This is a genomic window from Pseudoalteromonas sp. AS71 (genome assembly GCF_038900275.1).
Taxonomy (GTDB): Bacteria; Pseudomonadota; Gammaproteobacteria; order Enterobacterales; family Alteromonadaceae; genus Pseudoalteromonas.
In genome coordinates this window covers 53440-64027 of the sequence record NZ_JBBMQZ010000027.1, presented here as the reverse complement: position 1 = coordinate 64027, position 10588 = coordinate 53440, and the positions used below count along the sequence as shown (strand labels likewise).

Here is a 10588-nt window from a genome sequence, read left to right as displayed (position 1 = left end):
CTGTGCCGAATAATTACCTAAATAACTATTCTGTTGGTCACTCAGTTTTCAATTGAGACTCTAATTTGTTTGCCTCGTTACTTGCTCAATAAAGAACGAAGTAGCTTGGCTGTTAGAACTCAATCTGTACGAGTGCCCACACAGATGATTGCTTTATATTGTTAAAGAACGTTTGATTCGCCTTAGCGTCTCAAGGGATGCGAATAATACACCCTTTATTTTTCGAGTCAACACTTTGTTTTAAATATTCTTTTGGAAAATTTAAAACCGAAGTTTTATTTAACTCTCTGAGTAGTTGCTGCCTCGCTATGCTTCGGCGTTTCCCGTCTCAGTGGGGTCGCATTATAGGGATAAACGAGTGAGGGTCAATACTTTATTTCAGCTTTTTGACAATTAAATGAATTTAGTATGAAAGCTATACAAATAAAGGGCTACATAGGGTTTTATGCTCAAAAATCAGGCTGCATTTACAACATTAACGGTATTAAGCTATCTCTTCGTTTAAAAACTCAATACCGTTATGCAATGTACGTTATAAACAACAAGAACAGTTGCGTTTATTTTTAGGCATTTTTCCTATACCTGGATTAAATGTATTAGTCGGGTCTAGGCTTTTATAGAAATTTTGTAAATCAGGTTCAGCTTCGTATAAGTGTCCTACATTATGTTCAGCAGGATACTTAGCTCCTCTTTCATTGAGTAACTTTAGCATTTGCTTTTTAATAAGCTTGGCATCAGTTCCTTTTTTTAATATGTAGTCTTGATGAAAAACATAACAGAAGAAATGACCATAATAGAGTTTCTTTTCTATATGTTGGGAAATTTCGTTTGGTAGCGTTTCTAGCCAGTCGAGTTCGTTACGCGGAATAGCTATATCGAGCGCCAATATTTCGCCCACTTTTTTTTCATGAATAACTTCGTACCTTAGTGCAGCACCCGCAGCTGCAAAGCGATGTAAAAAAGCACTTTCTGACTCTTCCTTATTACACGTAAAATAGTTACCTGTATTTGATGCTTCAAAAAATGGCTTTAAAAAAGTTTGCGCTTCTTCTATACCATCATCACTCATTTTCATTATTAGGTGATGTTCATACTTATCTCTGTACTCGAGCATTCTTTTAGGTAAATGCTGAGGAAACACTTTAGCTATGAGCTGCATTGCTTTGTCGGTAAAGTGCTTTGGTACCCATGACAACTTATTAAGTCTTGAATCTATACGTCCTTTTATAGAAAACAATTTAGGTAATGCATCCGTACCTAAGTGTTTAATGCTTAAAAAGGTATCTTTGCCATATTTAGCAGATACATCGAATATATCTCGATGCATATACTCGCCAACTTCAGGGGTGTTTTTAAACGTTGATAATATTTGCTTTCTTAACTGAGCAAGCTCACTAACACTATTACTACCTATATAGAAGGTTTGCTCTTTTTCAGCTGTTGGATAGGTATCAAGACGTACTGCAAATACTGCAAGTTTACCTGCACAGCCACTAGCTTCATAAAGTCTTCGCTTATCGGCATTAAAACGACTTGGCGTACTAGCGTTAACATCTTTTACTCTTGCTATATATTCTCTATCGGATGCAAGCTTGTCGCTTACTGGTAATTTTGTTTTATCAAAATTGCCTGTTTGTAAGTTAGTTAGTATTTCCTCTGGGGAATTACCAAGCTCTACTTCAAGGTGATTAACGAGTATGAGCTCGCCGTGTTCGTTTATTTGTGCAAATAAAGCAAGCTCAGTATAAGCAGGACCTCTTTTAACAAGTGCGCCACCAGAGTTATTAGAAACACCACCAATAATAGATGCACCTAAAGTAGATGAACCAATTATAGAGTGAGGTGCTCTATTTACGGTTTTAAGCTGGCTTTGTAGTTGATGTAAGGTAGCACCTGGTAAACTAATAACCTGCTCGTTATTATTAACCAAAAATAGTTGATCCATCGCTAATGTATTAATAACCACAACCGGTCTATCGTAATCATTCCCACTTGGGGTCGAGCCTTCTGTTAATCCCGTTTTTGCTGCTTGCATTATTATAATGCAGTTGCCCTCAACGCAAATTTCTAAACTGCGCCAAATTTCCAATAAGCTTTGCGGAAACAAAACCGCTAAAGCGCTTCCGCCACCAGAACGCCAGCCCATTCTATAGTGCTCGTTTTTTTCTGGATCAGCCTGTAAATTATTCGCACCAAGTATATTGGTTAGTTTAGCTAAAACTTGATCTGAGCTAAGTACGTTTTGAGAAGTACTTTTTGATGTGAAAGTATTACAGCCCGAATCCTGTGTTTGCTTATTACTCATGATACTAAGGGTCCTTGAAAACCAAAAATGTAAATTGCGGTCATAGCGATTACACCACTAAAAAGCACGTAATAAATTGTAGGTAAAATAGTGCGCCTAAGTGTGGCACCTTCCATACCAAGTAGACCAACAGTTGCAGATGCAGCCACTACGTTATGTATTGCGATCATATTACCTGCTGCAGCACCTACCGCTTGAGATGCTATGACTAAAGAGGGTGAAATATGTAAGCTCATAGCTGCTTCATATTGAAATTGACTAAACATCATGTTGGACACTGTATTTGAACCCGCAATAAAAGCACCTAATGCACCGATTGTAGAACTAATTAATGGAAAAGCACTTCCAAAAACACCAGCAAACAACTCTGCACTTGCAACAGGCATACTTGCCACATCTGATAAGTTAACACCAGAGTTAATAAATATCCTTACCATCGGAATAGTAAAAATAAGTACAAAGCCTGCACCTAATACCGTTTTACCTGATTCACTAAATGCATTTTTTAAGGCGCTAACTGGCTTTTTAGACTGAAGCCCCGCAGCACATAAAGCACTTATCAATAAGAGCCCACCGGGTAAATATAAAGGGCTAAAACCAGCGCTAATATCAGCTTCACCTAAAAGTGATGAAAAATTTAGTGTCGCATCTGTAAGTAATGTTTTGAGCTCTACAAATACTCTTGAGCAAACAAGTAGCAAAGCAACTAATAAATAAGGAAACCACGCCATAATAGGCGACATGCTTTTGTTACCAGATGTAGATGTATTATTATCACTATCAACAACAAGCTTGCCAATCCACTCACTTGGCCATTCTTTTTTTGGAGCAAAATCCCACGTTGTTTTTGGTATTAAAAAGCCTTTTTTAGCTGCGTTAATAACAATAGCAACACTGACCAAACCACCAATAAGAGCAGGAAACTCCGGACCGAGGTAAATACCTGTTAATGTATAGGGAATGGTAAATGCTAGCCCTGCAAAAATAGCGAATGGCCAAATAGCAAATCCTTCTTTCCAGCTTTTATTCTTACCAAAAAACCGAGTTAACATCATTACCATTAAAAGAGGCATGAATGTACCAATAACTCCATGAAGAATGGCTACTTGGCTGGTTATTAGCTGTAAAAAAGTATCCCACGACATACCTTCTTGTGCTAATTGAGCGCTAATTGCCGTTGTATCTAATCCTTTACTTACACCTATAACAATAGGTGTACCCACAGCACCAAACGATACAGGCGTGCTTTGGATCATCATACCCATTAAAACAGCACCCAGTGCAGGAAAGCCAATAGCAACCATTAATGGTGCGGCTATTGCTGCTGGCGTACCAAATCCTGATGCACCTTCAATGAAGGTACCAAAACACCATGCAATAATAATGGCTTGAACACGTCGATCTGGCGATACGTTTGTAAAACCAGCACGAATAACCGCTATTGCGCCGGTATGTTTTAATGTATTAAGTAAAAACAGGGCACCAAACACAATCCATAACACTGAGACTGTGATCACAAACCCCTGAATAATTGATGATGAAACTCGATTAAGGGTCATATCCCATATAAAAATAGCAATTGCAGCAGTAACGGCGAGCACTATTGGCATTGTTTTTTTTGCAGACCATTGCAGACCTATTAGCAAAATACCGCTGAGAACAATTGGCAGTAATGCCAATAATCCATATATTGTTTGACTCAAAATTGTATCCTCTTTTTGTTGTGTGTGTGACTGCCCTGTTAAAACCATTTAGAGTTTATTTTTATGATTTTATTGCGACCAAGACAGATTTAATACACTCTACTCCTTGTAAATAAATTGATATATTGCATGTAAAGGCAATCTTATTTTCCTTTTTTGCCATAATAAGAAGCGCATTACACTAATTGGGGAACAAATATGGCAAAGGCAGATGACATGGTTTTATTTGTCCAAGTTGTTGATGATGGGTCATTTTCTAAAGTAGCAGAGAAGCTTTCATTAACTAATTCAGTCGTAAGTAAGCGTATTGCAAGATTAGAAGAAAGCTTAAATGCCCAACTTCTTTACAGAACAACCAGAAAGCTCAGCCTCACCGATGCAGGAAGAACGCTTTATAACAAAGCTAAAATTGTTAAATTTGCATTTCAAGAAGCCGAAAATGCCGTAACTGGTTACGGTGATGACATGAAAGGTAATATAAGAATAACAATGCCCGTTGTATCAGCAAATTTAGCATTGAGTGAGTCGATTGCTGAATTTTGTAAAAAGCACCCTGAAATATCCGTAGATTTACAAGTTACTAATAGATTGGTTGATTTAATTGAGGAAGGTTATGATCTTGCTATTAGAACAGCCGAACTTGAAGACTCATCACTCATTGCAAGGCGACTAATAGATAGCCAATGGGTAATATGTGCCACACCAAACTATTTAAAACAATACGGTGTACCGCAAACCCCTGAACAACTACAAAGTCATGAGTGCTTAGTATATAAGTTCGATAATACCTGTAATGACATATGGCCATTGTATATTGATGAAGCGGAGCAGCTACTTCCCATACATGGTCGCTTTCATAGTAACCATCTCAGTGCAATTAAACGAGCCGCGCTTAGCGACTTAGGTATTGCTTTTTTACCGCAAGCTCTCGTTTATCAAGAACTACAAAAAAATACGTTAACGCAGATTTTGCAAAGCTTTACACGAAAGAAAATGGGGATGTATGCGGTTTATCCTAAAGTAAGGCAACCTGATCAAAAATTAAAACTGCTTGTTGAGCATTTACGAGAATCGTTACATAAAAAACAGGCGTATTACTGTTAAATAACACGCCTATTATTTATATTAAAAACTATATTTAGCAGAAAGCTGAAAGTAGTTAGAGCTGATACTGTCAATATTTTCATCATTAATCTTATATTGCCCAAGCTCAATACCCGCATTAAGATCGTCTGTTATGTTTGTTATTAAGTTAACTCCCCAATGAGCCCGATCCTTTTCAATTATATCCGTTTTAGCCGCACCATAAAAAGCGGTTGAACGCCAAGTTCCTGTCCAAAAATGTTTATAGGCAACAGTAAATGCAGTCGTTTTTTCTACTTCCACTTCATCGCGCTCGTTAACTACAATATCGTTTGTTAATCCTGCAGCTGCATAACGACCAGGTTCTCCTACACTAACTTGAAAGCGAAAATCATCTTTGCCAAACGTTTTAATTTTGCCCGAAAAATTACCTGCAATTGCTGTTTTATCTATACCACCCTGATCAACCTTTCTTAATAAAGCACCAATAGATAATTCGCCCCACTCTTTTTTATAATTATAACGCGCAACAAAATCGGGAATTGATTCGTCTTTATCGGCTTGTGCCCCAGAAACACCAACCGCACTTGACGCTGTACCGTTGTCACCGTCGCCGTTTGTTTCTGGGTTTTCAATAGCGAACTGCCAGCCACCATGACTGTACCTTATTTGTGTTTGCCTAATAAACACTTCGCCTACATGCGGACCACCAAAGTCTAATGTTTCAGGCAATGCAGCTAAAGGCATAAAGGTTGACCATGTTTGCCCTGCTAACCAATCTTTGTATTGAATATAAAAATGACGTAGACGATCGTTTGACGAATTACTAACAACTTCGTTTCCGCCACCGCCGTAAAAATCCACCTCAACAAACCCAATTACATCGCCGCGTTGTATTTTTAAATTAAGTCTTGATTCTTTAACGTTAAATCCTGTGTGCGACGTATCAACGGCTTCACCTTGAGGGAAATTACCTATCCAGTAATCCTGATAAGCAATATCACCAGATACATGACGAACATCTACTTTTGCGTAGCCACCAAGTTCTACTTTTGTTTTTTTAGAACCCGTATCTATATTTGCTAATTCAATACTCGCTAAACTTAAGTTAGAGTAACCTAGTAATATAATTGAAAGCGCAGCGGAAATTAAGTGTGGTTTTGTGTGTGTCATAAATAGCCTTTTGTGTGTTTTATTTTTAGAGCTCTCAATTTAGAGAGTAAAAGGCTGTTTAAAAAGTATGAAAAAAGCGAATCACTTGTTCCATAGTTAACATAATAAAACCAAAAATTAACGCAATATAAACACATCTAGACTTAGGTTAAAAAATTTAGTGGATCAACTTCACTGTGTAAGTTGATCCAAGTTTACTTTAGCTAAAAACTAACCTTTTTAACTAGCTGCAATTTCCCATACCACAATAGAACCAGATATTTCATTTCCAACTATTAATAGTGCATTTCCTGTTGCACTTTGCTCTGCGGGAACAAATACCATTCCTTCAGGTGCTAAATCGCCTGTAATATTCGCTCCTTTAATTAAGCCTCTATTATAGAAGTAGTCTTCAAATTGCACATTGTATGGATTAGTAATGTCGTAAACCATAATGCCACCCATACGCTCTAAACCAATAAAGGCAAATGTACGATCGCCAATTTCACCAATAGTCAGCGCTTCGGGCTCTGCGCCTTTATCATCTGAACGTGAGTCACCTTTGTTTTCATCTTCATCATTATTAAATGACTCACCATGCACAGATGCTGTTATACGTGCTATATCGTCGCCTGAATCAAAAACCACCAGCGCGTTGCTATCCCAAATAGTAAAAGAACGTGCGCCATAGGCATAAAGCGATTCGTATCGTCGGTCGTTATTGGTATCGCCTTTTATTGTAGTTACTTTTAAGCGACCAATATCATCATCGTCATTATTTAAATAATCAAAGTTACTAGCAAGCGTTAAGTCTTCAACGCGGCTTTCATCTATATAAGCTAAGCAGCCATCGTCTTCATCGTAATCAAGTCCGCCCTTTGCTATACAGTCTGCTTCATCCGTTGTATCAAAAAAGTATTCTCTTGCGTCACCTTCGTTGGCAGTGACTATAAAGTTAGCGCCTTTCCAACTAAAGCTTGAGATAGTATCGGGCTGGTACATACCATAGAGCCCTGGGTATGATTTAAAATTAACGCCGCCATCTTTATCTGAGGCATCAAGTTGTAAGCTTGACCAATCTTTAAAACCTAAGCCCTTTAGCTCAAGACTGTTGTCTTGTAGGTTAACTATTGCAAGTGCATTGTTTTCTTGAATAGATACATAAGCATATTTGTTATCTTTAGAAATGCTAACGTACTCGGGCTCTAAATCCATAGCTACTGTGGTATTTATTAGATTACCGTTAATAGTACGACCATTTGGATTTGCAAAAACTACCCCTTGCGCTTCTAGTTCGGTTTGTTTGTTGTTATAGGCTTTAAAATCAATATTTATTGCTGTATCGGCTATTACATTATTTGTTATATCGATAATACTAATAGAACCTTCAGGATCTACGCTGTAGTCGCCACTTGGTTCACCTTCGTTAGCAACCACTGCCTTTGCGCCATCGTGGGTGAACGTCACCATGTCTGGTAAAAATCCGACCGTTACATTTTTAATAAATACAGGTGAGTCGCCGCTTATATCGTAAAAAGCAATTTGACCTGCATCACCGACATTTTCAGCAGCCATTGCAACCGCTAGTAAATTATTGTTTTCATCAATAGCAATGCTGTTTGCATCGCCTTGGTTGTGCTCGTTTAAAGGCAACGTAATGACCGAGGTTAAGTTTGTGGCGCTTATAACCCCTTCGTTATCTTTAACGAGTGCGGCACTATCAAAGGTGTCGGCGGGTAAAATATTAACAACAGCGTCATCACCTGAACTGTTAATAGCGTAAATCCATTTTTTAGATGCTTGATATGCAACTATTTCAGCTGCACCTTCAGGGCTTTGTGCATTTAATACACCTCTACCCACAAGGTTAATATTTAATGCTGAATTGGCATTTATACCATTTAACCCATTAGTTCCAGGTGTGCCCTGTTCTCCCTGTAATCCTTGAGAGCCGTTTTGACCATCGTCACCATCAAGTGAGCAACCAGTAAGAACAGATACAAGTGACAGCGCGATAATTGATTTTTTAAACATGTGATTTTCCTTAGTATTGTATTTGCTAAATATCAACACACCGGCATGACAAGATTATGGCAATTTTAATACAGCCTCTTAGCCTAAGTGATTAGCTTATACGCTAGCGGAGTTATTAAAATTAAAGCGGCCGTATAGCCAATCGTTTTTACAGTCGAGGAATACTCTCGTTTAATTGCAACCCCTAGCAAAGGTCTAAATACATCAATACGTGCAATACCCCATGCAATAACACCGCAAAAAGACCAAGTCCCTGTAATAATGATGAATGGCTCAACAACAGCCCCTAAACTTAAAGGTTGCAGTAAAAAACACAAAATAATCAATATGCTTTGATGCAATAAATAAAAGGGAAACACCCATGTATTGAGTTGCTTTAAATAGTAGATATTAAAATTTAAAAATCGGTGAGCGAGCGCAAGTACAAAAAATACACCTACAACACGTTGAATATTGTAGCTACCGCTTAAAATAAAATGAGGAAGAGTAAACACCTTCTGATAACTTAATATTATAAGTACAAACAAAACCGCAAAACTCAAAGCCAGTAATACCAAGTTTTTATTTAAGCAGTTCCAAAAATAAGTGTTTTTAGCAAGTATGTATCCTGCGAGTAGCAGTATTAAGCCGTTAGTTTCTCTGATTGAATCGCCAGTTAAGTAATGGCTTGTAAATAGTGTGGCAATAATAAGTAAGGTAATTAAAAACCCAAATGATATCCCCCCTTTAACAAAGGCTTTTAAAGGCGCAATAAAGGGCAAGCGTGCAAAAAGAGTTAAAACAATAATGATCAGCATAAATTGCCACAACGAGCGCAAATACCATAAGTGATTTACATCCACATTCGGCCACACACCAGACTGATAATTAATAAAAAGCGTATTGTTAGTCTCTATAAAAGCTAAATAAAATTGCCAATAGCTAATATCAATAACACCTTGCTGTGACATTTCTGCAAACAGCTGTAAAGGCACGACTAACCATAACCCCACCAGCAAGGGTAATAGTAAAAAAATAGAGCGGTATAAGGTGAAATGTAACCAAGACTTAAAGCTGCGTACTTTATCAATCATAAAACGCAGTGCTACGCCCGATATAAACCAAATGAGCAACATGCGCCAAGGTGAAAACACCAACATTAAATATTCAACATACTGTGATGTATAATTACTTTTAAAATGAAATCCCCAGTTTTCGCTATACAACATGCCAATGTGATAAAAAATTAGCGACGCAAATGCGATTACCCTAAGCCAGTCAAGACAATATTTACGCGAATTAATTAATGAAGGTTGTTGTACTTGAGTGCTCATGCTTTTACTACTTTATGTATGTTATGCGTTATTCATACCTAAAGATCTCGCTAAAACTATCTATAAGTGCTTATATTACAAGCAATAGTGATAAAAGGTGGTATACAGGGATAAGCGTGCCACATCAGCAATAAGCATACATTTATGAACCTACAGCACTTTCAACGTTTTCAAAGCATTTACGCATCAGTATTACTGTGTGCTTACGTATTAGTTAATAATACAGTAAACGCTACAACCCAAATAATGGAAGCCCAAAGAGAAGGGGCTTTAACTTTTTTAGTATGGGAGCCATTTGTTTGGGAGTATTCAAGTGCCTTGAGTACTTTGCTTATATTTCCTATTTTAATCTGGTTTTTAAGATACTTACCTTTTAATTGGCAAAACATTACGGCCTCATTAGGTATGTACTTTGGTGCCTCTATTATATTTAACGTGTTACACGTTGGTATTATGGTAGGAGTTCGTAAATTCATATATTTTTTGAATGATGGGTCTTACAACTTTGGACTTAGCTGGTTTGAGCTTATTTATGAATACCAGAAAGACGCTATAAGCTTTGTATTTTTCATCGTACTTATCAAAGTATATCAATATGTGGTGCAGCAGTTACTAGGTGAAGCCTCTTCAATTGAAGAAAGTGAGCTGCAAACAACATCGACCATAAACCGCTTATTAGTTAAAAAGCTCGGTAAGGAATTCATTATAAAAATAGAGGATGTTGATTGGCTTGAATCGTCGGGTAATTATGTAAACCTACATATAGGCTCACGTATATATCCGTTAAGGGCAACGCTTACAGCATTGAGCAAACAACTTGAAAAGCAGGGGTTTTGTAGAATTCACAGCAGCCATGGCGTAAAACTCGATAAAGTTGAGTCCATTACACCACTCCCCAGTGGCGACAGTGAAATAAAACTAACAACAGGTAAAGTACTTAATCTATCTAGACGCTATAAAGAGCAATTTAAACTTCAACTAAAATAAAAAGGCTACCT

General features: G+C 37.5%; 7 protein-coding genes. 2 read left to right on the top strand and 5 right to left on the bottom strand.

Translation table 11 applies throughout. The annotated features are described in order from the left end of the window. Positions 1-532: 532 nt before the first annotated feature. Both dld and WNY98_RS17885 read right to left on the bottom strand, forming a co-directional pair. Positions 533-2305 (bottom strand): D-lactate dehydrogenase, encoded by a 1773-nt coding sequence (gene dld, locus WNY98_RS17890; RefSeq protein ID WP_342878567.1) that lies wholly within the window; start codon positions 2303-2305, stop codon positions 533-535. Further along, positions 2302-4008, bottom strand: coding sequence for an L-lactate permease (locus WNY98_RS17885; protein ID WP_342878566.1), 1707 nt, complete (start codon positions 4006-4008; stop codon positions 2302-2304). Before WNY98_RS17885 ends, dld begins: the two co-directional genes overlap by 4 nt. A 198-nt stretch (positions 4009-4206) precedes the next feature. Between WNY98_RS17885 and WNY98_RS17880 the strand changes: the two genes are divergently transcribed. Then, positions 4207-5112, top strand: coding sequence for a LysR family transcriptional regulator (locus WNY98_RS17880; RefSeq protein WP_024611283.1), 906 nt, complete (start codon positions 4207-4209; stop codon positions 5110-5112). Positions 5113-5133: 21 nt separating this feature from the next. On the opposite strand, the gene WNY98_RS17875 is transcribed toward WNY98_RS17880, so the two are convergent. The 3 genes from WNY98_RS17875 to WNY98_RS17865 form a co-directional block, all read right to left on the bottom strand. Beyond that, positions 5134-6264 (bottom strand): DcaP family trimeric outer membrane transporter, encoded by a 1131-nt coding sequence (locus WNY98_RS17875; protein ID WP_342878565.1) that lies wholly within the window; start codon positions 6262-6264, stop codon positions 5134-5136. Positions 6265-6483: 219 nt separating this feature from the next. After that, a complete protein-coding gene (locus WNY98_RS17870; protein WP_342878564.1) occupies positions 6484-8277 on the bottom strand; it encodes a choice-of-anchor I family protein in 1794 nt (597 codons plus the stop codon). A gap of 83 nt (positions 8278-8360) precedes the next feature. Further along, on the bottom strand, positions 8361-9590 hold the full coding sequence (locus WNY98_RS17865) for an acyltransferase family protein (RefSeq protein WP_342878563.1): 1230 nt from the start codon (positions 9588-9590) through the stop codon (positions 8361-8363). Between the two features lie 144 nt (positions 9591-9734). Between WNY98_RS17865 and WNY98_RS17860 the strand changes: the two genes are divergently transcribed. Beyond that, complete coding sequence (locus WNY98_RS17860) at positions 9735-10577, top strand: LytTR family DNA-binding domain-containing protein (protein ID WP_342878562.1); 843 nt, start codon at positions 9735-9737, stop codon at positions 10575-10577. Positions 10578-10588: the final 11 nt, after the last annotated feature.

Coding starts and splice junctions, on each gene's coding strand:
- dld (WP_342878567.1), bottom strand. CDS start 2,305: ATGAGTAATAAGCAAACACAGGATTCGGGCTGTAATACTTTCACATCA.
- WNY98_RS17880 (WP_024611283.1), top strand. CDS start 4,207: ATGGCAAAGGCAGATGACATGGTTTTATTTGTCCAAGTTGTTGATGAT.
- WNY98_RS17875 (WP_342878565.1), bottom strand. CDS start 6,264: ATGACACACACAAAACCACACTTAATTTCCGCTGCGCTTTCAATTATA.
- WNY98_RS17865 (WP_342878563.1), bottom strand. CDS start 9,590: ATGAGCACTCAAGTACAACAACCTTCATTAATTAATTCGCGTAAATAT.
- WNY98_RS17870 (WP_342878564.1), bottom strand. CDS start 8,277: ATGTTTAAAAAATCAATTATCGCGCTGTCACTTGTATCTGTTCTTACT.
- WNY98_RS17860 (WP_342878562.1), top strand. CDS start 9,735: ATGAACCTACAGCACTTTCAACGTTTTCAAAGCATTTACGCATCAGTA.